General features: G+C 56.1%; 22 protein-coding genes. 15 read left to right on the top strand and 7 right to left on the bottom strand.

Annotated features, from left to right (window positions below):
• Positions 1–8: 8 nt before the first annotated feature.
• Complete coding sequence (locus tag AB1E33_RS26985; RefSeq protein ID WP_372580318.1) at positions 9–1082, top strand: ABC transporter ATP-binding protein; 1074 nt, start codon at positions 9–11, stop codon at positions 1080–1082.
• Between the two features lie 874 nt (positions 1083–1956).
• On the opposite strand, the gene AB1E33_RS26980 is transcribed toward AB1E33_RS26985, so the two are convergent.
• Positions 1957–3258 carry a glutamine synthetase family protein gene (locus AB1E33_RS26980; RefSeq protein ID WP_372580317.1) on the bottom strand — a complete coding sequence of 434 codons (1302 nt, stop codon included), beginning with the start codon at positions 3256–3258 and terminating at the stop codon, positions 1957–1959.
• Complete coding sequence (locus tag AB1E33_RS26975) at positions 3255–4100, bottom strand: MurR/RpiR family transcriptional regulator (protein ID WP_372580316.1); 846 nt, start codon at positions 4098–4100, stop codon at positions 3255–3257. The genes AB1E33_RS26980 and AB1E33_RS26975 overlap by 4 nt, the downstream gene beginning before the upstream one ends.
• Positions 4101–4180: 80 nt before the next feature.
• Between AB1E33_RS26975 and AB1E33_RS26970 the strand changes: the two genes are divergently transcribed.
• From AB1E33_RS26970 to AB1E33_RS26935, 8 genes are read left to right on the top strand one after another with little or no spacing between them, the layout of a single operon-like run.
• The gene (locus tag AB1E33_RS26970; RefSeq protein ID WP_372580315.1) at positions 4181–4948 is read left to right on the top strand and encodes an N-formylglutamate amidohydrolase; all 768 of its coding nucleotides are present in this window, start codon (positions 4181–4183) and stop codon (positions 4946–4948) included.
• A complete protein-coding gene (locus AB1E33_RS26965; RefSeq protein ID WP_372580314.1) occupies positions 4945–5586 on the top strand; it encodes a cysteine hydrolase family protein in 642 nt (213 codons plus the stop codon). The genes AB1E33_RS26970 and AB1E33_RS26965 overlap by 4 nt, the downstream gene beginning before the upstream one ends.
• On the top strand, positions 5579–6304 hold the full coding sequence (locus AB1E33_RS26960) for an ABC transporter ATP-binding protein (protein WP_372580313.1): 726 nt from the start codon (positions 5579–5581) through the stop codon (positions 6302–6304). Before AB1E33_RS26965 ends, AB1E33_RS26960 begins: the two co-directional genes overlap by 8 nt.
• 28 nt (positions 6305–6332) lie before the next feature.
• The gene (locus tag AB1E33_RS26955) at positions 6333–7484 is read left to right on the top strand and encodes an ABC transporter substrate-binding protein (RefSeq protein WP_372580312.1); all 1152 of its coding nucleotides are present in this window, start codon (positions 6333–6335) and stop codon (positions 7482–7484) included.
• Positions 7485–7535: 51 nt separating this feature from the next.
• Entirely contained in the window at positions 7536–8234 is a 699-nt protein-coding gene (locus AB1E33_RS26950; protein ID WP_372580352.1) for an ABC transporter ATP-binding protein, read from the top strand.
• Complete coding sequence (locus tag AB1E33_RS26945; RefSeq protein ID WP_372580311.1) at positions 8234–9130, top strand: branched-chain amino acid ABC transporter permease; 897 nt, start codon at positions 8234–8236, stop codon at positions 9128–9130. The genes AB1E33_RS26950 and AB1E33_RS26945 overlap by 1 nt, the downstream gene beginning before the upstream one ends.
• On the top strand, positions 9127–10149 hold the full coding sequence (locus tag AB1E33_RS26940; RefSeq protein ID WP_372580310.1) for a branched-chain amino acid ABC transporter permease: 1023 nt from the start codon (positions 9127–9129) through the stop codon (positions 10147–10149). The genes AB1E33_RS26945 and AB1E33_RS26940 overlap by 4 nt, the downstream gene beginning before the upstream one ends.
• Positions 10150–10158: 9 nt before the next feature.
• Complete coding sequence (locus AB1E33_RS26935; RefSeq protein ID WP_372580309.1) at positions 10159–11097, top strand: acetamidase/formamidase family protein; 939 nt, start codon at positions 10159–10161, stop codon at positions 11095–11097.
• A 406-nt stretch (positions 11098–11503) separates the two neighbouring features.
• Here the strand turns inward: AB1E33_RS26935 and xylB are convergent, their stop codons facing one another.
• The 5 genes from xylB to AB1E33_RS26910 form a co-directional block, all read right to left on the bottom strand.
• Positions 11504–12961: a xylulokinase gene (gene xylB, locus AB1E33_RS26930; RefSeq protein ID WP_372580308.1), complete on the bottom strand. Its 1458-nt coding sequence runs from the start codon at positions 12959–12961 to the stop codon at positions 11504–11506.
• Positions 12958–13926 (bottom strand): sugar-binding transcriptional regulator, encoded by a 969-nt coding sequence (locus AB1E33_RS26925; RefSeq protein ID WP_372580307.1) that lies wholly within the window; start codon positions 13924–13926, stop codon positions 12958–12960. The genes xylB and AB1E33_RS26925 overlap by 4 nt, the downstream gene beginning before the upstream one ends.
• A gap of 12 nt (positions 13927–13938) precedes the next feature.
• The gene (locus AB1E33_RS26920; RefSeq protein WP_372580306.1) at positions 13939–14763 is read right to left on the bottom strand and encodes a carbohydrate ABC transporter permease; all 825 of its coding nucleotides are present in this window, start codon (positions 14761–14763) and stop codon (positions 13939–13941) included.
• A 1-nt stretch (position 14764) separates the two neighbouring features.
• The gene (locus AB1E33_RS26915; RefSeq protein WP_372580305.1) at positions 14765–15631 is read right to left on the bottom strand and encodes a carbohydrate ABC transporter permease; all 867 of its coding nucleotides are present in this window, start codon (positions 15629–15631) and stop codon (positions 14765–14767) included.
• Positions 15632–15706: 75 nt separating this feature from the next.
• Complete coding sequence (locus AB1E33_RS26910) at positions 15707–17047, bottom strand: ABC transporter substrate-binding protein (protein ID WP_372580304.1); 1341 nt, start codon at positions 17045–17047, stop codon at positions 15707–15709.
• A gap of 138 nt (positions 17048–17185) precedes the next feature.
• On the opposite strand from AB1E33_RS26910, the gene AB1E33_RS26905 reads away from it, so the two are divergent.
• From AB1E33_RS26905 to AB1E33_RS26880, 6 genes are read left to right on the top strand one after another with little or no spacing between them, the layout of a single operon-like run.
• A complete protein-coding gene (locus AB1E33_RS26905; protein ID WP_372580351.1) occupies positions 17186–18199 on the top strand; it encodes an ABC transporter ATP-binding protein in 1014 nt (337 codons plus the stop codon).
• A gap of 10 nt (positions 18200–18209) precedes the next feature.
• Positions 18210–19583, top strand: a complete 1374-nt coding sequence (locus tag AB1E33_RS26900; RefSeq protein WP_372580303.1) for a sn-glycerol-1-phosphate dehydrogenase — start codon at positions 18210–18212, stop codon at positions 19581–19583.
• Entirely contained in the window at positions 19580–20137 is a 558-nt protein-coding gene (locus AB1E33_RS26895; protein WP_372580302.1) for a phosphoheptose isomerase family protein, read from the top strand. Before AB1E33_RS26900 ends, AB1E33_RS26895 begins: the two co-directional genes overlap by 4 nt.
• Positions 20138–20140: 3 nt before the next feature.
• Positions 20141–20893 carry an SDR family NAD(P)-dependent oxidoreductase gene (locus AB1E33_RS26890; RefSeq protein ID WP_372580301.1) on the top strand — a complete coding sequence of 251 codons (753 nt, stop codon included), beginning with the start codon at positions 20141–20143 and terminating at the stop codon, positions 20891–20893.
• 32 nt (positions 20894–20925) lie between these two features.
• Complete coding sequence (locus AB1E33_RS26885) at positions 20926–21738, top strand: sugar phosphate isomerase/epimerase family protein (protein WP_372580300.1); 813 nt, start codon at positions 20926–20928, stop codon at positions 21736–21738.
• Positions 21739–22635 carry an HAD-IIA family hydrolase gene (locus tag AB1E33_RS26880; protein WP_372580299.1) on the top strand — a complete coding sequence of 299 codons (897 nt, stop codon included), beginning with the start codon at positions 21739–21741 and terminating at the stop codon, positions 22633–22635.
• The last annotated feature ends 80 nt before the right edge of the window (positions 22636–22715 follow it).

Below are 22715 nucleotides of genomic sequence, written 5' to 3'. Positions count from 1 at the left end.
GCCCGGATATGAGCCTCAATTCCAAAGCCGCGCCGGTCAGTTTTCGGAACGTCACCAAAATCTATGGCAAGGATGTGGTGGCGGTGGACGACATCAATCTTGAGATCGAAGCAGGGAAACTGGTGACGCTGCTAGGCCCGTCAGGATGCGGCAAGACCACGACGTTACGCATGATCGCCGGGCTCGAAATGGCCAGCAAAGGCTCGATCCATATCGGTGATCGCGACGTCACGCTGCTGCCGGCGACCGATCGCGACGTGTCGATGGTGTTTCAGTCCTACGCGCTTTTTCCGCATATGACGGTGATGGAGAATGTCTCGTACGGGTTGGGGTTTTCCGGCTTTGACAAGGCCGAGACCAAGGATCGCGCCGCACAGGGTTTGGAACTGGTAGGTCTGCGCGGGTTCGGAGACCGGCTGCCCTCAGAATTGTCGGGCGGTCAGCAGCAACGTGTCGCTGTTGCGCGCGCGCTTGTACTGGAGCCACAGGTACTGCTTTTTGATGAGCCGCTGTCAAATCTCGACGCAAAGCTGCGCCGCCAGGTTCGTGAAGAAATACGCGAAATTCAGCAAAACCTCGGCCTTACTGTCGTCTATGTCACCCATGATCAGGAAGAGGCGCTGGCGGTCTCCGACAATATCGTCGTCATGCGAAATGCGGGTATTGCACAAATCGGCACGCCGCGTCAGCTTTATGATGCCCCTGCCGACCGCTTTGTCGCCGATTTCATCGGAGAGGCCAATATCATCCCCTGTGAAATCACCACGGTCCACGATCGCACGGCGACCATCCAGGTCGGAGATTTTGAACATATTCTGCCAGCGCGCGGATTGGACGTCGGCACGGCCCTGTTGGCGGTACGCCCGACGCGCCTGAAGATCGGCGCGACCAATGGGATGAAAATGACGATTGCCAAGGCGACCTATGTGGGAAGCCGGATGGAATATACCTTGGAAGCGGCATTCGGGCAGATATTCGCGATCAGCGAAAACGTTGACGCGCCTCTTGAAATCGGGTCGCAAGTCACTGTCGGATTGGACGAAATCGGGCCGGTTCTGTTGCCCACGGATCTGGCGGTTTAGGGACACCAAACAAATGAGCGCGATGTCGGCAAACTTTTGTAGTTGACTGATAAGCGAATAGAGCACCTTTGACCTTGCTATCCCGAGGATTCTGGCAAGCTGCAGGTTGATGACACCGAACCGTGCTTGGCATTTTCTTCACGCTTCGCAATGGTTTGCGTTTTGAAGACGCGACGAGCAGGTGCAGACCCCGCCCAAGTCGTGTGGGAAACCGCCGGAAACAAGGGATTCAAGCTTCGACTTAGTCTTTTCCGTCGGCGCCTTAGGCGCGAGGCTCATCTCGCGATTTGATATGGTGGAACCCAAGGCAATAAATTTAACAACATATTGAAAATCATTAGCAAAATAGTGGTTAAGAGAGATCATACTACATTTAGTATCAGTCACCCTTTGACCTGGTCCTAGGGTCGGCCAATTGTCGGGCTTGAAAAACCGTTTTTTAAATATTGCGCCTAGGAACAGACCACTCTTCGGAAGTGCTTTGAGCCGAAGCTCATTTCTGCTTTGAAGCTTTCCCAAAACACTGGGTGCGGTCTTCACAATGACCGTTGTCAGTTCAATTCAATTAGCGCTTTTTACAACGTCACGTTTCACAGCACCGCCTGCTCAACCGGGACGGCCCAAAGACAACATTCATGCATCGGTCGTATCGAATGGCCACAATCTCCGAAGCGGACGTTGATCGTCCGCGCAGCATCTCTACCGCGAGTGATGGCCGGGTCGCGGGACAAAGCACCAATTCGCTGCGCTAGCGCCAATGCTTGGCGCTGGTGCTGAAAAAATGGTTACAGCGGCTCCAGAAATAGCGCTGTCCCCAGGATCTAACTGTTACCAGCGATTGAGGCCCATTTGGCCCAGAGACTGTTCGCGTTTATCAGTATGTTTTTTCATACGCTGCGCATCGTTGGATGTTGTCCATCTCTGAAAGATGGTCAATCTCGGACATTTTATGTGCTGTATAGACTCTGGCAAACGGTTCTGGGAACCAGCCGATGACTGTACGATTGGCGCTAAATAGATCGAGAGCCTTTTCAAGCGACTGTGGCAAGCGAACATACCCTTGGTCCGACAATTCAGTCGGGGTCAAAAGCGACAGGTCTTCCTCTGTTGGTTCAGGAGCTTCCAACCCCTCTTCGATGCCCTGCACTCCAGCGTGGACGATGGCAGCCAAAGCCAGATGGGGACAGGCGGCGGCATCGGCCGCACGGTATTCGATATTGAACTGTCGGGCGAAGCTGGCCGGGTCTTTGGTGGTGACAGGGCAAACGCGAAGCGACGCTTCGCGGTCCCGGAACCCGAGGTTATTGTACGCCGCGGACCATCGATGCGGGGTCAGGCGCAGATAGGAAATCGCCGATGGTGCAGTGAGTGCCAGAATACTGTCCATGTACTTCAACACACCTGCTGCAAAGGCGCGGGTTAACCCTGACATTCCGCTTGGCCCGGTCGCATCATACGTGGCGGGATCTCCTGCCTGATCGAGAAAACTCATGTGTATGTGAACACCATTGCCAACGCTTTCCGGGTCGCGAATGGGGGTAAACGTTGCCTCTTGGCCAAGCGCGCGTGCGCAGGACCGGGTGAGTTCGCGCAAAATCACTGCGGCATCAGCAGACCGCACACCAATCTCGGGCCCCACAACAACCTCGTACTGGTTGGGGCCGTATTCCTTCATGATGCTGTCTGGTGCAAATCCTGCGGCTTCAAGTTGATGCATCAGCAACTCACAAAGCGTCCTTTGCATCTCAAAGCCGGATCGACCATAGGCCTCACCGGCCATGTCCAGATTGCCTTTGAGCTGGAATTCGTGCTCAAAGGCTGAAAGCAGGGTGACACCGGCGACATCTTGCAACCGCGCAAGCGCAGATTTAAGCAGGGAACGCGTGCAAAAATCCCATGGCTCACCTTCCAGTGTGACTATGTCACCCAAGATAAAATGCTCGGGTTTATCGACGAATTCTGCCTGAACCTGAGTGGCGGCGTCAGGGATTAGCAGCAAGTCGCCTAAAGCCCCAAACGGGCTTTCGGCGATGACATCAAAACAATTGATCTGTACATTGGTGGGCGTCCAGCCGATCCCACGCTGCAATCGCTTTTCCAACTGGTCGAGGGGGAACGCTTTGCCGCGTGTTTTTCCCGCTAGGTCACTTGTCCCCACAAATATCAATGGCGTCATGACGAAGACTCCTGTTCTGTCTGTCGTACAGCATCCCAAGCCTCAATGCGCTGGCGGGTTGCCTCCCAATCCTCTTCCGCGACATGAGTCGCCATGGCTTCTGTAACCGCCAATGCTGCAGCGTAGCTGTCCCAGATTGTGCTGATCTCAATCGGCACCGCCAGAACTTCGGTGGCATATTTGTTTGCAGGCGACATCCACTTGTCTGTCATGAGAACAACCTGAGCTTTTCGATCTGCCGCTTGTTTAGCAAGCCGCCTCAGGTTCGGTTGATACCTTCGGAAATCAACCAGAAAAAGCACATCTCCGGGTTTCATTCGCAACAGATATTCCGGCCAGCGTTCCGGATCTCTTGGAATGTGAAACACCCCCGCTCGCGCCTGGCGCAGGTGAAAGGACAAATGCTGCGCGATTGTATCACTGATGCGCCCGCCCAAGGCGTAGATATTGCGTTTTGGGTCAGCGAACAGCGCGCAAATCCGATTGAATTGGCCTTCCGTAATCGCGGCACCTGCTGACTGCATCTGTCCGACTGCCCGTGACAGGAAGCCTGACAGATAGCCGCCTTCGATCTGCTTGCCCGTTGCGTGTATCTCGACCGGCGATCTGTCGCCGTCTTTCATTTCTGCGATCAGGCTGCGCTGCATTTCGGCGTAACCCGACAATCCGATCTTTGTCACAAAGCGGGAAATAGAGGGCGGTGAAACCTCTGCCCGTTCTGCAAGTTCCTGAATCGACGCAAGCCCCGCAAATGGATAGTCCGACAGGAGAACAGCGGTGAGCTTTCGCTCGGACGGGGTCATGCTTTGCGAGTTTTTTTCGATGAGATTGCGAACAGACATGGGATAAATGTGATGGAAATAGAATTACAGTCAATGCAAATAAGTTGACACTGAAAATAAAATTTCTCTAGGCTGCAGCAATGGAAGCTGCTGCCGACCACGCTCTGCTGTGCGATACCGACCCCGTCCCCGTTGAAATCCTCAATCGGGAAAGCGAGGTGCCGGTGCTTTTGTTATGTGAGCACGCAGGTCGTAAAATTCCGCGGTCATTGGGCGATCTGCAAGTGAATGAGGATGTGCTCATCAGCCATCGGGCGTGGGACATCGGCGCGGAAGACGTGGCGCTTGGCGTCAGCGAGCGCCTCAACGCTCCGTTGATACTCCAGCGATACAGTCGTCTTGTCATCGACGCGAACCGTCCCCCGGGTGGGACGGACTCCATGCCTGAAATCAGCGACGGTGTGGTTGTTCCCGGCAATCAGGGCCTGACATCTGCTGACAAGCAAAGACGCATTGACGAGATCTTTGCCCCTATGAATGGCGCGATCGAGCAGTATCTGGAACTGGGCGTAAAAGCTTGTTTTTCCATCCATTCTTTCACGCCACGCATGAACGGGATTGATCGGCCATGGCATGCGGGTTTCTTGACGCGACAGGCCCAGGACACTGCCCAAACGCTTATGCGTTCAATTTCCAGGCAACAACCGAGCCTGGAGCTAGCGATCAACGAACCCTACCAGATTGAGGATGAAACCGATTGGTTCATTCCCCACTATGCCGAGGCCCGCGGATTGCCGCATTGCCTAATCGAGATACGCAATGACCAGATTGATCATGTGTCGGGTGCACAGCTCTGGGCGGGTTGCCTGGCAAAAGCCATAAGTGAATTCATGGAGACATTGTCATGACTTTGACCCGTGATGTTCCCGTACAGCCCGATCAAGCTGCGCTTTTGTTTATTGACGTGCAGAATTTCGCCGCACATCGCGAGGGCGCCGAGTTCGATGGTCTGTCGCCCGAAGAGTTCGCACAGAAATATGGTTGGTTCTTCGACGAGCTTGATGCCCGTGTCATTCCCAACATGCAGGCGATTCAATCTGCCTGTCGCACCGCCGGGGTTGAGGTCATGTATACCACCATCGAAAGCCTCACATTGGATGGGCGGGATCGGTCGCTGGACTACAAGATCACGGGCTTCAACGTGCCCAAGGGATCTTGGGACGGGAAGGTCATTGATCGGATTGCCCCGAAGGGCGATGAGATTGTCTTACCAAAGTCGTCGTCTTCGGTCTTTGTCTCAACCCACATCGACTACATTCTGCGCAATCTTGGCGTTAAGCAGATCATACTGTCCGGCCTGATCACGGACCAATGTGTCGAAAGCGCCATCCGCGATGCCTGTGATCTCGGGTATCTGGTGACACAGGTTTCGGATGCTTGCCTGACTTATACTCAGGAACGGCACGATCATTCGCTTAGGACGATCAAAGGATACTGCCGACAAGTAACCACGACCGAGCTTGTGAGCGAGTTGACAAATGCTTGAGCTGCGCGGGATCACCAAGACCTTCGGTGGTGTCAAAGCCGTGCAGGATGTTGACATGTCGGTTGCACCCGGCGAGGTGCGCGGCCTGATCGGACCGAACGGCGCCGGCAAAAGTACCTTGGTGAACTTGATCTCGGGGCTATTGACCCATTCGGCTGGGGCGATGACTTTGGACGGAGTACCGCTGGATGATTTGTCCTCGCAGCAGCGCGCCCTAAAAGGGATTGCTCGCACGTTTCAGAATCTGCGTGTTTTCTCCAGCCTGACGGCGCAGCAAAATATCGACGTCGCAGGTTATACCGGTACTGCCAGCGCAAGAGGCGGTGATGACCTGCTACAAGAGGCGATTGTGCGGTTTGACCTTGCCGACAAGCTGAACGATCCGGCCAATTCACTGGCCTATGGTCAACTCAGGCGGTTGGAAATCGTGCGCGCCCTGGCCCTGCGCCCTCGCGTTTTGATGTTGGATGAACCGGCAGCTGGCATGAATGAGCAGGAAACCGAGGCCTTGGGCGCGGCGCTTGGCTGGGTCCGCGACAAAAGCGAATGCTCGATACTCGTGATCGATCATGACTTGAAGTTCATCATGGCTTTGAGCGAGCGCATCACAGTTTTGAACATGGGGAAAGTCATCGCAGAAGGCACCCCACAAGCGGTCTCTGAAAACAGGCAAGTGATCGACGCCTACCTGGGCGAAGACCAGGAACATGCCGCCTAAGTGGCGAACCAACCGACAGGAGAGAAAGATGAAAAAGACGTTAATCGCATTGGCTTGTTTATCTCTGGCCGCACCAGCGTTGGCTGAAGATACTATCAAGATCGGTCTTGGTGTTCCAATGACCGGAGATTATGCGCCATATGCCGAATGGCAGGGTGCCCGCTGCATGGCAGAGAAAATTAATGCCAAAGGCGGCGTTGATGGCAAGATGATTGAAGTGCTGGTTCAGGATTCGGCGGCCGACACACAAACGGCAATCAGTTTGGCACAGAAGTTCCTGGACGAAGGCGCGGTGATGCTGGGCACCATTCCGTTTTCCGATACGATGATCCCGGTTGCGCAAGTGGCCAAACCTTACGGTGTGTCCATCTTCCAGCCGCAATCTACGCAGGTGGAAATGCATGCGGGCATCGTGGACAACTTCTTTACCGGGGTATCGCCGGACCCCTTTACCGCCACGGCGGCTGCCAATCATGCGCTCAGCCTCGGGGTCAAAAACGTTGTGTTGATGACCTCGGACGAAGGCGGTTCCTGGTCCGCCCGTACGCCGCTTTGGTTTGGCGACGTGGTTGAAGCGGGCGGTGGCAAGGTTCTGGCAAAGATGAACTTCTCATTCGGTACGTCGGACTGGTCCCCGCAAATCGCGGAAATGAAAGCCTTGGGCGAGGAGATTGACGGGGTCTATATCTCATCCATCATGCCCGACATCGCGGTGCTTGTCCGTCAGTTGAAGAGCGCAGGAATTGAGGCCTATGTGATTGGTTCGGACGGGTTCGACGATCCATCGCTGGATGCGGTGGGTTCAGACGACCCGTCCATCCTTGATAAGGTGTTCTTTGCAACACTGGCACCCAGCCATGCGGAAGGGGCCGTGGTAAAATTCATGGCTGAATGCAAGGAAATGGGCATCGACGTCCCGGGCCTGTTCCCTGCCACAGGTGCTGACACCGTAGCTGCCGTCGCCTGGGCGATTGAACAATCGGGCAGCACCGATCCGGCTACCATTGCTGACACCCTGCGCAATGCAGACAGCATTCCCGTCCTCACGGTCGAGAGTATTTCGTTCAAGGACACGAATACCTATGCGCAGCGGACCATTCCGGTGATCGGTTTCGAAAATGGGAAACGGGTTTTGATTTCAAATGAAATTCCGTCCAACACACCGACTGATTGGAATTGATCAGAATCGGCAGGGCCAGCTATGGCCCTGCCTCTTTCCAAAGGCCTGTACATGCTCGACGTTGAAAATCTGGAGGTGTTCCACGGGCCAATTGAGGCGGTGCACGGCATATCATTTGCTGTGGCGGAAGGTCAGTGCGTTGCGTTGCTTGGACCCAACGGCGCCGGCAAGACATCAACGATTTCGGCAATAACAGGAATTGCAAAAGCAACCGGGTCCATCGCGCTGTCTGGCGTCGACCTGACACCCCTTCCAGTAGAATCTCGTATGCGCAAAGGGATTGCCGTGTCACCAGAAGGCAGACGCGTATTCGCCAATCTGAGTGTCGAGGAAAATCTGCGACTGGGCGGCGCGCAACAAAAGAATGACCTGGCAGATCGTATCGCGGAATGGTTCGACACCTTCCCAATTCTCGGTGAACGTCGCAATCAGCTTGCGGGGACACTGTCGGGCGGAGAACAGCAAATGCTTGCGATTGCGCGGGCCTTGATGGCGAACCCGCGCATTTTACTTCTGGATGAACCCAGCCTTGGATTGGCCCCCAAAATCGTCACTCAGATTTTCACCATGATTGGGGCGCTGAAAGAAAAGGGCATGACCATTTTGCTGGTCGAACAAAACGCGACCCAAGCCCTGCGCCTGTCAGACTATGTCTATCTTCTGAACAATGGTCGCATCGTCGCAGAGGGCACGGCTGAAACGCTTGGAACCAACGACGCCCTGATGGCGGAACTGACGGGGCTGACCTGATGGAATACGTCGCACAACAGATCATGAATGCGCTGTCTTTTGGGGCCGAGTATGCGCTTTTGGCCTTGGGGCTTGCTATCGTCTTTTCGATAATGGGGCTGGTGAATTTTGCGCATGGCGAGATCATTGCGGTCGGTGGGTACACAATGGTTGCGATGGCAGCCCTTGCATTGAACAATCCTCTGATTGTGGTTGGCGCGGCAATTATTGCGGCGACGCTCGCCTCTGTTACGCTGGAACGGGTGGCCTTCAGACCCGTACGCTATGCTGATCCGACGACGGGTCTGCTGACGGCGTTTGGCGTGTCCATTGTGCTGCAAAATCTGTTTCTGCTTCTTGTGTCCCCCCGACCTATCGCGGTGACATCGCTTTACTTTTTAGAATGGCCGATTGACCTCGGCGGTCTTCGCATTTCATCTCTGCAGCTTTTCGAAACACTCACGACCATTGTCGTCATTATCGGAATGATGGTGTTTTTGCGCCGCACAGTTCTGGGTCTGGCAATGCGTGCAGCGGCGCTGGATTTTGAGATGGTCCGACTGACTGGCATACGGGCCAACCGAGTATTTGCAGCGGCCTTCATGATTTCCGGGCTGCTTGCCGGTATTGCCTGCGTCTTCATAATGGCGCGGCGCGGTTCTGTTGATCCGCATTTAGGGTTCGACCCCGTTCTCAAGGCCTTTGTCGCATGCGTCGTTGGCGGATTTGGCAGCCTGCCCGGCGCCGTTCTAGGCGGATTTCTTCTGGGGGCAATCGAGGTGACGATGCTAGTCATGTTGCCACAGTCCCTGGGGGGCATGACGGACGCCTTCGTATTTGGCATTATTGCACTGCTGCTGATTTGGCGCCCCGAGGGCATTCTTACCCCACGCAGCGAAAAGGGGGATAAGCATTGACCCTGTCGCGTAGCCAAAAACGAGGAATAGTCGGTGCGGGGATCCTCGCGATGATCCTGATCGGGATAGGGCTTGCTGCAAGCTATTTCGGGTCTCGGTATCAATTGCGCATTGTTTATGGGGCCTATGTCAATCTGATGGTTGTGCTCGCTTTGCAGGTCTTTATGGGCAACGCCCGGATCACCAACCTCAGCCATTCCGCGTTTATGGGCATTGGTGCATATGTCGCGGCAATCTGTGTCACGCCCGTTGCGATGAAGGGCATATCGCTTCCAGATGCACCTTGGGGGCTGAGTGCTTTTGAGCTGGACCCGACTACATCGGCGCTGATCGCGATCGCGCTGACGGGGACCTTTGCCATTCTGACGGGGCTATTCATCGTCAGGCTATCGGGGATCGGCGCAACGATCGTTTCTCTGGCTGTGCTTGTCATCGTGCATTCGTTTTTCCTGTATCGCACAGACATCTTTAAGGGCAATCAGGCGTTCTTTGGTATTCCACAGGTGTTCACACTGACCTCTGCTGTGATCCTTGCCGTCGGGATGGTCTTTGTTGTGCGAGGTTTTCGAGAAAGCCGTTGGGGGATCGCCTTGCGCGCCTCTGCCGACGATGAGGTCGGCGCCGCTTCGATGGGTGTCAACTTTTTCCGATTTCGATTGATCGCCTGGGTGCTGTCTGGGGTGTTGCTGGCGGTCGCTGGTATCGCCTATGCCTATTTTCTTGGAACAATCAGCGCACGGCCGTTCTATTTCAATCACGTGTTCCTGACGCTCGCTATGCTGATATTGGGCGGGATGCGCACCGTGACCGGTGCTGTGCTGGGAACGTTCCTGATATCCTTCGGTCTCGAATGGGTGCGCTGGCTGGAAACCGGGCCGGAAGTCCTGGGGGTTAACTTGCCAGAAGTTCTGGGCCTGTCCGGGGTCGCGTTGGGGGCAGTAATCGTATTGACGATGGCCTTGCGCCCCGGCGGCATAATGGGCGACCGTGAAATCGAGGACCTGATCCTAAAAAACTGAGAGGGCCGTATGGCTTGTAATCACACGATCCACAAACATGCCCACCACTTTGGCTGGGATAACTCGATAGATCCTGTTCTGAGCGTCTCTCCGGGGCAAACGATTGAGGTCGAAACCATCGATGCCTCCGGCGGTCAACTCGGTCCCGGCTCGACCTTGGATGATTTGGCAAAGCTGTCCTTTGATCACGTTAACCCGGTCACCGGCCCGATATTCGTCGAAGGTGCAGAACCAGGAGACGCGGTTGCAATCACCTTTCTTGACTTCAAGCCGTCGGGCTGGGGGTGGACGGCGAATATCCCCGGCTTTGGTCTGTTGGCTGATCAATTCACCGATCCAGCCCTGCATATCTGGAAGTATAATCCTGCGGCGATGGAACCTGCCCTTTACGGACCTGGGGGCAAAGTGCCGCTAAAGCCTTTTGTTGGCACCATTGGGCTGGCTCTAGCAGAATCCGGATCCCACTCCGTTGTTCCACCACGCAGGGTCGGCGGTAACCTCGACATCCGCGATAACTCCGTTGGCACAACACTCTATCTGCCGGTCGAAGTTGCAGGAGGGCTGCTTTCACTTGGTGACACCCACGCAGCGCAGGGCGACGGAGAGATTTGCGGCACGGCAATTGAAAGCCCAATGGATGTGGCAATAAAGGTCGATCTGTTGAAAGGCGCCAACATTCCGTTTCCTCGATTTGAAACACTAGGCCCCGTCTCGCGCCATTTCGACACCCAAGGCTATTGGGCGACCACCGGTATCGGAGAAGATCTGATGAAAAGCGCACGAGATGCAGTGTCGGCGATGGTCGATCTTGTTTCAACAGAAACGGGCATGCCAGCGCTGGACGCATATATGCTTTGCTCCGTCTGCGGCGATCTGAGGATCAGCGAAATCGTGGACATGCCAAACTGGACAGTATCGTTCTACTTCCCAAAAGTGGTATTGGGATAGGTCTTCGTCCTATCTACATATTGGTCAATAAGGTGGTTTACCGTGTAGGAGCGATAAACTACCCGATCATCGATTTAAGACATTCGTTATCGCTGCAGCATTTGGAGAAGTGGGCTCTCCCCTGCCAATCGCTGTGATCCGCACGAACGGCAGCTGCAGGGCGGGAGAATGTATGGTCCCTTGAAAGGATTCGGCTGCTTCGCGGACTTTGCCGCCGTTCGACGAAATTGCTCGATTGACCGCTTTCATTCAATCGCGACCACGGCACCGGATGGCGCATCTTAACTCGAAGTGAACACAACGCTGCAAACATACTTAGAAAGCGGCGCGCAACCGACATGGACGAAGTGATTTAGGCGCTAGTCAAAAAAGTTTGCCAGCAACGAGTATCAGCAGAGCGAACACATCAGACCACCGAAAATGGCAATGAACGGTGCTGTTGATACCTTTCAAAGAGTTGCTCTCGAAGGGAAGCTATCGGAGGTGCGATGGCCTTGGTTTCGTTCTTTCGTGACAAGATCGCATCGCGCTCAGCGGGATCAACTGCGGCTTGCGCCATGCGGGCGGCCCCGAGACAGGCGGAGATATCGCCTTGTTTGGGGATGCTGATCTCTGTGTCGAAGAGCGTCGCGATCAACGAGACCCAAAAGACTGAGCGCGTACCGCCCCCAACGGCGGTGAGGGTGTCAATCGGGACGTCAGCCGCCTTTTGGGCCGTGTAGGCCGCGTAGAATTGCATCGCCACGCCCTCAAGGATCGCATAGGCCACGTCTGACGCTTCGTGCCCCGCTGTCAACCCGCCCAGAAAGGCCTGCGCGTCAGGCCTGTTATCTGGCGTGCGCACACCGGTGACCGACGGACGCGATATCGGCAGATCCGCAATCCCCTTTACCGCTCGAGTTTTGGCCATTGCGGCCAAATCGGGGGCTGACACGGATGTCAGGCGGCTCAACCAGTCGAGCGATTGCGCAGCCGACATCACCACCCCCATCGACAAGAACAAGCCCGGTGCCGCATGGGGGGTTGTCAGGATGGCTTGCTCGGGTGCCGGGTGAAAGACGTCGTCTGCCGCGCATAAGACACCCGATGTTCCGATGCTGAGCGCCGCACGCCCGGACACCGCTGCGCCCACACCAAGTGCCGCCGCATAGTTGTCTCCGCTGCCAGCCGCGACTAAAACGACACTCGGCGTTTTCCAGCGATTGCACAGTTCCGGTTTTAGCTGCCCAGCCACGTCGCAGGACTGCAAAAGTGGCGGTAGGCGGGCGCGGTCCCAGCCTGCGGCGGCAAGCAATTCGTCATCCCAATCGCAGGTGGCACAATCCAGAAGCATCGTTCCTGACGCATCGCTGTGCTCCGTGGTTGTTTCGCCCGTCAGCTGCAGCACGACGTAATCTTTGGGCAGCATCAAGATATCTGCAGCCTCAAAATCCGCAGACCTATGTTTTGCCAGCCATAGCAGCTTCGGCGCGCCCAGGCCGGGGTCGGGCTGACCGTTGGTGCGCCAGCCGATGTCTGGCACTTTCGCCAGCAACTCCGCACATTCCAGAATGGAGCGCTGGTCGTTCCACAGAATGCAAGGCGTTGTGGGCCGCTTCGCCTTGTCCAGCAGAACAGGCCCCAGCATATGACCCGACAACGAGATACCCTTGAGTTGGCTCATCAAGGCCGGGTGGGCCGCGGCCAGTTCATCAAAAATGTCGCGACTTAGGCGCCACCATTGGTCCGGCTCCTGCTGGCTCCAGCCGACGTGGGGGATATCAACCGGTGATGGCCGCGCGGCGGACGCCAGACAGACGCCTTCCTCATCCACCAGCGCGATCTTTATGCCTGATGTGCCGAGGTCTATACCCGCGAAGATCATGCCGATGCCGCGAGCAGACCACGCGCCGTATGCTCGTCCGTCACAAGGTGATCCACGCAATTGCGCAGCAATATGGCGCGCATGATCGGCACTTTTTCCGCGCCGCCAGCGGCCACAATCACGTTTGACAGATCATCCAGATCCTCCAGCTTGATCCCAAGAACGCGGTCGTTGATTTCATGATCAATCAAGCCGCCATCTGCACGCAGAAAATACCCCATGATGTCGCCTACGGCGCCCGCCTGCACCAGATCACTGGTTTTGATATCCTGAGGCAGCCCGTCTGCCAACAAAAGCGAGTTCTTCATGTCGCCCGCGGCGAGGGCCAAGCCATCGGCCGCGCGGATCTTTTCGATCGACCCCTTAAATTCCTGTTGCTGCTCCAGGATTTCGCGTGAGGCCATGCTGGAGGCATATACTGGTGCGGTGAAATAGCTGTGTTGTGCGTTGCACAGATCTGCCAAGCGGGTTGTGATTTCGTAGCTGTTGACGTCCGATCCTTTGGTAAGCCCACCCATCACTGACGTGATCTCTAGGTCTGGACGGTTCATCGGCTCCATATACCGGGTCGCCATGTTCAGGGTGTTGCCCCATGACATGCCGAACAGCTTAATCTCTGGGTATTCCAGAAGGCGATTGAGGAACTGGCCCAGGGCCGCTCCCAACACGGTGTAAAGCTTGAAGTCTTCGCCGCCCACCGGGGCGACTGTCGCGGTGTGCAAACCAAAGCGATCTCGCAATTGCTCCTCAAGCTCGATACAGGGACCAAAGGAGGAGTTGATCGTCACCCGCACAATGCCGCGTTCCCGCGCCTCGGCGAGTGATTTATTGACCCGCAGGCGCGTCACGCCGAACTGCGCGGCCGCCTGCGCTTGGGTCATGCCCTGCACCTCGCAGGCCCAGGCCAGACGGACAAGAAGCTGCTCATTCGCGTCGAGAATTTCAGTCTTTGATTGGCGCGACATCTTCGATGATCCTTACTTGACGGCCCCCATGGTTAAGCCGCGCACGAGCTGTTTTGACGCCAGCAAGGCAAAGATCAAGACCGGAATGACGATCAATGTCGAGGTCGCCATGATCTTCCCGTAAGGCAGATTGTAGCCTTCCATGAAGCTGACTGCCATGGCGGGAGCGGTCTTCGCCTCGGACCGGGTTAGTATCAGGCCGAACATCAGTTCATTCCACGAGAAGATGAACGCAAAGATCGACGACACTGCGACCCCGGGCATGGCGAGCGGCAAGCAGATCTTTGTCATGATGGTGAACTGGGAGGCCCCCTCAAGCCGAGCAGCTTCATCAAGGTCGTAGGGAATACCGCGGAATTGGTCGGTGACAATCCAAATCACGATGGGCAGATTAAAGGTCAAATAGATCAAGATCAGCGTGATGTGTTTGTCGAGCATGCCAAGATTGCGTGCAATCAGGAAGAAAGGCAGTGCAAGCACAATGGGTGACACCATTCGGTTGGTGATGAACCAAAACCACAAATCCTTTTTACCTCGAAACTCAAACCGCGCGAGCGCAAAGGCTGCGGGGACACCCAAGATTACCGCCAGCAAGGTTGTGCAGATTGCGATCACCAGAGAATTGATAAGTGTGCGGAGCACGCCGTCCTCAAACAGGGCCTCGCGGTAATTGTCGAGCGTCGGTTCGAAAATCCAGGCGGGTGGCGCTTGGAGTGCGACAATGTGGGTCTTCAGTGAGGTCGTGACCATCCAGTAGAATGGAAACACACAGATCAACAGGATGAGACAGAGCACGATGATCCGCCCCCAGAACGGTCCTTGTGCGCGGGCTGCCATCTCAAACCTCCTTGTAGAATACGCGGATATAGATCTGCGCCAGAACGATTGTGATTATCAGCAGAATGATAGCTTGTGCAGACGCCAAGCCCTGATCAAAGCCGCGAAAGCCAACGCGTTGGATCATCAGTGAGATGAACTCGGTCGAGGCCCCAGGTCCGCCGCGTGTCAGCGTGAACACCATATCGAACAGTTTCAGCGTATCTGCCGTGCGCAGGATCAACACGGCAACGAGCCCGGGTAACAGGAAGGGCAATTGCACGTACCGCAGCACGGTCCAGCGGCTTTTGGTTTCGAGCCGCGCGGCCTCTTCAACCTCTTCGGGTACCATCGACAAGCCAGCCAGGAGGACAAGCGCCACGAAGGGCGTCCATTGCCAGACATCCCAGAATATAATCATGGCGAAGGCGTTTGTGCTATCACCAATCCAGTTGATATTGGCCCCACCCATCAGTTGGTTCACGACCCCGAATTTCTGGTTGAACATGACCTGGCCCAGCAGGCCCACAACCGCGTAGGTGGTCGCCATGGGCAAAACGAGACTGAGCCGGGCCAGTGTTTTCAGCAGGGTCAGACCTGGTTGGTGGAGCACCAACGCGATCACCATCCCAAGCCCAATCTGGAGGGGAAGTGCGGTGCCCAAGAGGAAGAATGTCCGCCCCGTGGCTTGCCAGAAAACCTGATCCGTGAGCACTTCCCAGTAGTTCTCCAGGCCGATGAACTTGACCTTCTTCAGCTTGGTCAAGTTGAAGAAGTGCAGCGATGTCCAGACGGCGTAAAGCAACGGTACGATGCCAATAGCGGCAAGTGCCACGACGGCAGGCCCAATGAATACAAAGATTGTCCGTCGCGAAACTTTATCGCGCATGGGTGCCCCTCCCGGCCTGACACGTTGCGTCCAGGGCCGCGCAACACGGCCCCGGACAGTTTGAATGGCTCTCGCTTATTGTGCGAGTGGCTTTTCACCGGAATAGTAGCCTGCTTCCTCCAATACAGCTTCCATCCGATCACCGATTTCTTTTGCACCTTCCTCGGTGCTGACTTCACCGAGCATCATTTTGGTGCCCCACTCTTGCACGATCTCAGTGATTTCGGGCCATTCAGCAAAACGGGGGCGGAATTCGGGCACGCCGTCCTGCCAACTTTCGACCAGCGCCGGCACGAACTTGAAGTCTTCAAGGCCATTTTCCAGATAGACCGACTGCCGGGCGGGCACGCCGCCGCGCTCAAGGTATTCGCGTGCGTTTGCTTTGGACGTAGCCCATTGTATGAACAGGTATGCCGCCGCTTGTTCGGCCTCATCTGCCTGGCTGGCGACAGCCATGGAAAACCCGCCAAGGGCAGGCTTGCGGCCCGCAGGACCAGTTGGCTCCGGTGCGATCTCAACGCAATCTGCGACCGCAGATGTGTCAGGTGACACGACGGTAGAGTAGAATGCCGACCACTCAGTAATCATCGCGATATCCCCTTGCGCAAAACCGTTCACGGTTTCAGCGTGGTCATATGCGACGATTCCGTCGGGCATGTATTGCATCATGTCTTGGCGGAACTGCAGCCCGGTTTGGCTTTCTTCGCTCAGCAGGTTGGATTTGAAGTCGGCATCTAGGAAAGACCCGCCAAAGGGCCAGATCATGCGCGCGAAACTATCGGCCGATTGTGTTTCGTTCCGCTTGGACTGCAAGGCGTAGGCGTATTTGCCGTCCCCGGTCAGGGCTGGACCATATACGTCTTTCAAGTCTGCCCATGTTTCTGGCGGCCCGTCAAAGCCGGCTTCTTCCAGCATGCAGCGGTTGTAGAACAGCAGACCGGAGTAGTTGTCGACGGGCAAGCCGTAAATGGTGTCATTCCAGCCGCCGAAGGCGTTCAAGACAAGTGGGAAAAAGTCGTCGATATCCAAATCGGGATCAACGGCGTCAGGAAACTTTGCCTGTACATCCGCCAAAGGCAGGATCCAGTCGTTTTCCGCGAAATTGCCAATCCAGACGAGGTCGATCAGGGCGACATCGAGGTCTCCACCCGCGACGAAGTCACGAACCTGTTCGCCCAATGCGTTCTCATATGGATGCTTTATGATGTTGACCTTGATGCCAGTCTCTTCCTCGAAGGCCGGCAGCATGGCTTCGATGGCTTCATATCCAGGACGCAAAAGGAAAACAACGTCCACAGTCGTCCCTGCATATGGTGCAGCGGCGTCCTTCAAGCTCCATCCGTGATCATCAGCCAGCGCCCCCGTCCCCAGCGTCGCGGCCAGTGCCGTAGATGCCATTAATGTCCTCAATTTCATGGTGACCTCCCTGTTCAGAAGCGGTTGACATACTTTTGCTTCGTGCTGCATACAAATGTAAAATCATGCTGTATGTCAAACAGAAAGTGACGTAGCGTTGACCCGGGTCGATGATGGCCGAACAAAAGGAATGTGGGCTTGGCCACTGTTAAACTTGAAAAAATCAATAAATATTACAGTGCCTTGCACGCATTGAAGGACGTATCCCTTTCGGTGGCGGATGGCGCGTTCGTTGTCTTTGTCGGGCCGTCAGGCTGCGGCAAGTCCACCCTGTTGCGCACGATTGCGGGTCTCGAATCGGTAAGCGACGGGACGATTATGATCGATGGCAAGGACGTCACCGATTTGGAGCCCGCGGACCGCGATCTATCGATGGTCTTCCAGTCCTACGCGCTCTATCCGCACATGACGGTGCGCGCGAACATGGAATTTGGCATGAAGGTCAACGGTCTTCCCCCGGCCGAACGCAAGACCCGAATAGAAGAGGCCGCCCGCATACTGCAATTGTCAGACTTGCTCGACCGTAAGCCAGGGCAGCTGTCTGGTGGCCAACGTCAGCGGGTCGCCATCGGTCGCTCCATTGTGAAGAACCCGAAGGTCTTTTTGTTCGACGAACCACTTTCCAATCTCGACGCCAAACTGAGGGTGCAAATGCGCATTGAGCTTGAGGCGCTGCACAAGGAACTTGATGCGACCATGATCTACGTAACCCATGATCAGGTTGAGGCGATGACCATGGCCGACCAAATTGTTGTGCTGAACGCCGGTCGGATTGAACAGGTCGGATCGCCCATGGATCTTTACCACACCCCTGCCTCAGAGTTTGTTGCGGGGTTCATCGGTTCACCTGCGATGAACATCTTCCCAATTGGTCAGGGTTTGGAGGAAATAGGCGATCTGCCTGCCAACGCGGTCAAGGTCGGCATCCGGCCAGAACACATTCAGCTTGGCGACAACGGGATCCCCGGCACGATCCGCGTGAAGGAGAAGCTGGGTAGCGAGAGCTACCTTTATGTGATGACCCCGAACGAAACGCAGATTGTCGTGAAGACCGATGGCGAGGACACGTTAAACACCGGGGACCCTGTTCACATGACGTTCCGCAAGAACCGGTTGCATCATTTTGACGCCAACGGGCGCACCCTGAAATGAGGATTTTCCCATGACCACATGGACTTCCCAGATGGACAGTCTGATCGCACCAGCCGTCGCGCGCTCAGAGGTGACAGATGAAGTTGTGGTGGGCGCAAGTGTATTGACACAAGCAGGTGCGCTTGTCCGGCGGATGACCGCCCTGCCTCGCGTTCTCATTTGTGCCGATGAAACGGGTTTTGAAGCCGCTGGCCGCCCTGTTGTTCGCTCACTCGAGGCCGCTGGGTTCCCGGTTCAAACGCACATCTTGCCGATCAATCCTTTGCCCAAGGCCTCCGTCGAAGAGGCCGAGTCGTTTCGGGCGATGCTCGCCGATGACCCCGATCTGTTCCCGGTCTCGGTCGGATCGGGAGTGATCAACGATCTGGCCAAATACGCCGCTTACCGGACAGACCGCCGCTATGTGTCGGTCGCGACTGCGGCCTCAATGGATGGCTATACCAGCGCCGGTGCGCCCTTGGCGGAGAACGGGTTCAAGGTCACGATCCCGACCCGCGCGCCGATTGCGATGCTCGCCGACCTCGACATCATTGCCGCCGCACCTGCTGAGATGAACGGCTGGGGGTATGGCGATCTTGCGGGCAAAGTTCCGGCGGGCGGCGATTGGATTTTGGCCGACGCCCTGGGGGTCGAGCCGATTGATGACGTCGCTTGGCCAATGGTGCAGGATCATCTTGCCGGTTGGTTAGCCGGGCATGATGGTGTCAAATCCGGCGACCGCGACAGCGTTGCGCGCCTGTTTACCGGCCTCACGGCTGTCGGGTTCGCGATGGAGGCGCATGGCAGCTCCCGCCCCGCATCCGGAGCCGATCACCAGATCGCGCACATGTGGGAGATGGAAGGGCTGACCGATCAGGGGGAGAAGGTTAGTCATGGTGCTGCGGTTTCGGTCGGTTGCGTTGTGTCCCTCGCCCTCTTTGACTGGTTGCTGGGGCAAGATCTGAGTTTACTCAACATCGACAGCGTTCTGAACAGAACCCCTGATCTTGCGACCCGTGAGGCGCACCTTTCGGAAGTAATCGCAGACCATAAAATTGCTGAGAAAGCTAAGGAGGAGCTTGCTGCGAAGCATGCGCCGCCAGATATCCACGCTGCCCGACTGCGGGCACTACGTGAGGGCTGGCCGGCCCTTCGGGATCGACTGGCCGCCCATCTCTACCGTCACGACACAATGGCCGAGATGCTGCAACAGGCTGGTGCCCCGGCCTATGCCGAACAAATTGGCGTTTCGCCTGACCATTTGCGTACCACAATGCAGGCTGCCGCATTCATTCGCCGCCGCTACACGATTTTTGATCTGTTGCACGACATTGGGCAGTTCGAGGCGGCCATTGCAGCGGTCATGCCGACATTGACAACCAGTGATTTGGTGGCCGAGCTATGACCCTAAAGTCCACAGCAGCGTCCGTCATTGCCGAAGTTGAGGCTGTGCTGGATCGCGCCATTCCGCAGCAGGTCGAAAGCATGGCAGCACCCATCCTGACGGCGAAACGGATCGCTTTGTATGGTGTCGGGCGCGAAGGTTTGATGATGAAGTCCCTTGCGATGCGCCTGTTTCATCTGGGATTGGACGCCCATGTTGTGGGTGACATGACAACTCCGCCCGTCGGCCCAGGTGACCTGCTGATTGTCAGCGCCGGTCCCGGTGGGTTTTCGACCGTCGATGGGCTGATCGGCGTTGCCGCAGCGGCCGGTGCGACCACGATGTGCGTCACCGCGACCCCGAGCGGATCGGCCCCGCTTTCCGTCGATCACATCGTTCATCTGGACGCCCAAACCATGGCGAACGACCAGACTGGCGGGCAATCCGTTTTGCCGATGGGATCGCTTTTTGAGGCCGCGCAATTCCTGTTTTTTGAGATTGTCATCCTGCATCTGCGGGACAACCTGGGCCTGAGTGCGGATGTGATGCGCAGCAATCACACAAACTTGGAGTAGCCGATGAGGTGGCAGGATAGGTTTTCGATCGCGGGCAAGGTCGCATTGGTGACCGGGGCATCGTCCGGCATCGGGGCCGAAATTGTGCGCGTCTTCTCGCAGGCAGGTGCCAAGGTCATTTCAACCGGACAATCTGTAGAGCGGCTGGCTGCGCTCGCCGCAGAAACCGGCTGCGCCACGATACCGGCCGATCTTGCCACGGTTGAGGGATGCGATACCCTGATCGCCGAGGTGCACGTACTACATGAAACTGTTGATATTCTGGTCAATTCGGCCGGCATCGCCTTGGTTGGACCGGTCCTTGATTTCGATCCGGCAGATTGGGACCGCACCATGGCAATCAACCTGCGCGCGCCTTTTCTTTTGTCCAAGGGCGTCGCACCGGGTATGGTTGCAGCAGGTGCGGGCAAGATAATCAATATCTCGTCTCAGACTGGGGTTATCGCCCTGCCTGATCATGCGGCCTATGCATCGTCCAAGGGTGGTTTAAACGCCCTAACAAAGTCACTGATGACAGAGCTTGCCCCTTACAACATTCAAGTCAACGCGATCTGCCCGACGGTGGTCTTGACCGATATGGGCCGCGAGATCTGGAGCCCGCCCGAAAAGTCCGGCCCCTTGATCGCGGCAACACCTTTGGGTCGTTTTGGCGAGCCGGTTGAGATTGCCGACATGGCGCTTTACCTCGCCTCACCCGCGTCTGATCTGGTCAATGGCGCGCTGATGATGATCGAAGGCGGGTATTCGAGCGTATGAAGCGCTTTGGTGTACATACAAGCATGTGGAACATGACCTGGGATGCCGCAGGTGTCACCCGGACGATTTCAGCCGCGAAGGCTTCCGGCATGGATTTCATCGAATTAGCCTTGCTTGATCCAGCCTCCACCGATACAGCGCTTGGGCGCGATTTGCTTGAAAAGGCCGAACTTCCTGCTGTTTTCTCCTTCGGTTTGCCGCAAGAGACTTGGGCATCGCACAATCCGTCCGGCACCGCCGATTTCCTTAAGCTCGCCATTGAGAAAGCCGCCGGTTTGGGTTCAGAAGCCTTAAGCGGGGTCACCTATGGCGGCATTGGGGAGCGGTCGAGCTTTCCAACAACCGAGCAAGAGCTGGACAATGTTGAGGCCGCGCTAGAGGCTACCGTAATGTACGCTAAGGATCACGGGCCTGCCATTGGCATTGAACCGGTCAACCACTATGAGACTCACCTGATCAACACCACCACCCAGGTGGTTGAAATGATTGAGCGGGTCTGCGCACCGAATATGTTCCTGCACCTCGACACATATTACATGAATATCGAGGAGACCGGCATGGGTAACGGCATAATTACCGGGCGCGCGCATCTGAATAACCTCCTCCTCTCAGAATCCGACCGAGGCACGTCGGGACAGGGCCCATGTGACTGGGACGAAATTTTCGCCACGCTTGCCGCGATCAATTTCAAGGGTGGCCTGGCGATGGAAAGCTATATCAACATGCCGCCTGAGATCGGCTACGGGCATTCTATCTGGCGACCCGTTGCTGAAAGTGCGGAGGCGGTTATCGGTCAGGGTCTGCCCTTCTTGCGCGGCAAGGCGCAGCAATACGGTTTGATCTGAATGAGTTACAATGAGATCTGGGGAACGCAAAACGCCTTCGACCGATATGAGGCCATCCGTATCCGTATGCCTCTCGCTGTCTTTCCGACCGAGACTACACAGTGTACCGGGCTCTTAGAGATTGCGGATCAGTTTGATGCCTTCGTGCTGGATAGCTTTGGCGTGTTGAACGTTGGCGAGACGGCGATCCCCGGAGCGGTCACCTGCATCCAGCAACTACGCGCGCGCTGCAAACGCCTGATAGTTCTGACGAATGCCGCAAGCTACACTCGTGCAACGGCTGTGCGGCGCTATCGCGCCCTCGGTTTCGATTTCGCCCCTAACGAAGTTGTTTCAAGTCGTGATGTCGCTGTAGCTCGCCTTGACGAAGTTTTACCGGGCGCGCGCTGGGGAGCGATTGCTGCGCCAGATGACCAATTTAGCGATATCGAAGCACAGGTTGAGCATTGGTCCGGTCAGGAGGTTGACGGTTTTCTTTTTCTCTCAAGTGCCGCACTAGATGCGGATATACTTGCCTCCCTCAGTGCCGCGATTAGGCATCGTAAAAGGCCCTTTGTGATCGCCAATCCCGACCTGGTCGCCCCACGAGAAACTGGGCTGAGCAAAGAGCCAGGCTATTACGCCAATCAATTGGCCGATACCCTGAATATCGCGCCTGTGTTCTTTGGAAAGCCGTTTAACAACGCATTCGACGACGCCAAAGACCGACTTCCCGGGATACAATCCCATCGCATTGCAATGGTCGGTGATACGCTGCACACGGATATTCTGGGCGGGGCGGCTGCCGGTTTCAGGACCGTCTTGGTTCGTGATCACGGCCTATTCGCCGGTCATGCAACAGAGACATTCATTAACAGATCAGGCATCGTCCCTGATTTTTCGTGTTCAGCCATCTGATTTTGATGCGCATGCCCAAAGGAATGACCAATTTAGTGGGGTCCCCACTCACTGAACGCAACGTCGAGCAAATGTCTTGG

It is taken from the genome of Ruegeria hyattellae, from assembly GCF_041537925.1.
In the GTDB taxonomy this organism is placed as follows: domain Bacteria; phylum Pseudomonadota; class Alphaproteobacteria; order Rhodobacterales; family Rhodobacteraceae; genus Ruegeria_C.
Note: the sequence above shows the minus strand (reverse complement) of the source record. Positions and strands in the feature narration are given on the sequence as shown.

What these genes read in the sequence shown, in the direction of transcription:
- AB1E33_RS26915 (WP_372580305.1), bottom strand. Translation starts at nt 15,631, where the DNA reads ATGCGCGATAAAGTTTCGCGACGGACAATCTTTGTATTCATTGGGCCT.
- AB1E33_RS26900 (WP_372580303.1), top strand. Translation starts at nt 18,210, where the DNA reads ATGACCACATGGACTTCCCAGATGGACAGTCTGATCGCACCAGCCGTC.
- AB1E33_RS26925 (WP_372580307.1), bottom strand. Translation starts at nt 13,926, where the DNA reads ATGTCGCGCCAATCAAAGACTGAAATTCTCGACGCGAATGAGCAGCTT.
- AB1E33_RS26895 (WP_372580302.1), top strand. Translation starts at nt 19,580, where the DNA reads ATGACCCTAAAGTCCACAGCAGCGTCCGTCATTGCCGAAGTTGAGGCT.
- AB1E33_RS26960 (WP_372580313.1), top strand. Translation starts at nt 5,579, where the DNA reads ATGCTTGAGCTGCGCGGGATCACCAAGACCTTCGGTGGTGTCAAAGCC.
- AB1E33_RS26920 (WP_372580306.1), bottom strand. Translation starts at nt 14,763, where the DNA reads ATGGCAGCCCGCGCACAAGGACCGTTCTGGGGGCGGATCATCGTGCTC.
- AB1E33_RS26935 (WP_372580309.1), top strand. Translation starts at nt 10,159, where the DNA reads ATGGCTTGTAATCACACGATCCACAAACATGCCCACCACTTTGGCTGG.
- AB1E33_RS26965 (WP_372580314.1), top strand. Translation starts at nt 4,945, where the DNA reads ATGACTTTGACCCGTGATGTTCCCGTACAGCCCGATCAAGCTGCGCTT.
- AB1E33_RS26890 (WP_372580301.1), top strand. Translation starts at nt 20,141, where the DNA reads ATGAGGTGGCAGGATAGGTTTTCGATCGCGGGCAAGGTCGCATTGGTG.
- AB1E33_RS26955 (WP_372580312.1), top strand. Translation starts at nt 6,333, where the DNA reads ATGAAAAAGACGTTAATCGCATTGGCTTGTTTATCTCTGGCCGCACCA.
- AB1E33_RS26985 (WP_372580318.1), top strand. Translation starts at nt 9, where the DNA reads ATGAGCCTCAATTCCAAAGCCGCGCCGGTCAGTTTTCGGAACGTCACC.
- AB1E33_RS26980 (WP_372580317.1), bottom strand. Translation starts at nt 3,258, where the DNA reads ATGACGCCATTGATATTTGTGGGGACAAGTGACCTAGCGGGAAAAACA.
- xylB (WP_372580308.1), bottom strand. Translation starts at nt 12,961, where the DNA reads ATGATCTTCGCGGGTATAGACCTCGGCACATCAGGCATAAAGATCGCG.
- AB1E33_RS26950 (WP_372580352.1), top strand. Translation starts at nt 7,536, where the DNA reads ATGCTCGACGTTGAAAATCTGGAGGTGTTCCACGGGCCAATTGAGGCG.
- AB1E33_RS26970 (WP_372580315.1), top strand. Translation starts at nt 4,181, where the DNA reads ATGGAAGCTGCTGCCGACCACGCTCTGCTGTGCGATACCGACCCCGTC.
- AB1E33_RS26910 (WP_372580304.1), bottom strand. Translation starts at nt 17,047, where the DNA reads ATGAAATTGAGGACATTAATGGCATCTACGGCACTGGCCGCGACGCTG.
- AB1E33_RS26975 (WP_372580316.1), bottom strand. Translation starts at nt 4,100, where the DNA reads ATGTCTGTTCGCAATCTCATCGAAAAAAACTCGCAAAGCATGACCCCG.
- AB1E33_RS26945 (WP_372580311.1), top strand. Translation starts at nt 8,234, where the DNA reads ATGGAATACGTCGCACAACAGATCATGAATGCGCTGTCTTTTGGGGCC.
- AB1E33_RS26880 (WP_372580299.1), top strand. Translation starts at nt 21,739, where the DNA reads ATGAGTTACAATGAGATCTGGGGAACGCAAAACGCCTTCGACCGATAT.
- AB1E33_RS26885 (WP_372580300.1), top strand. Translation starts at nt 20,926, where the DNA reads ATGACCTGGGATGCCGCAGGTGTCACCCGGACGATTTCAGCCGCGAAG.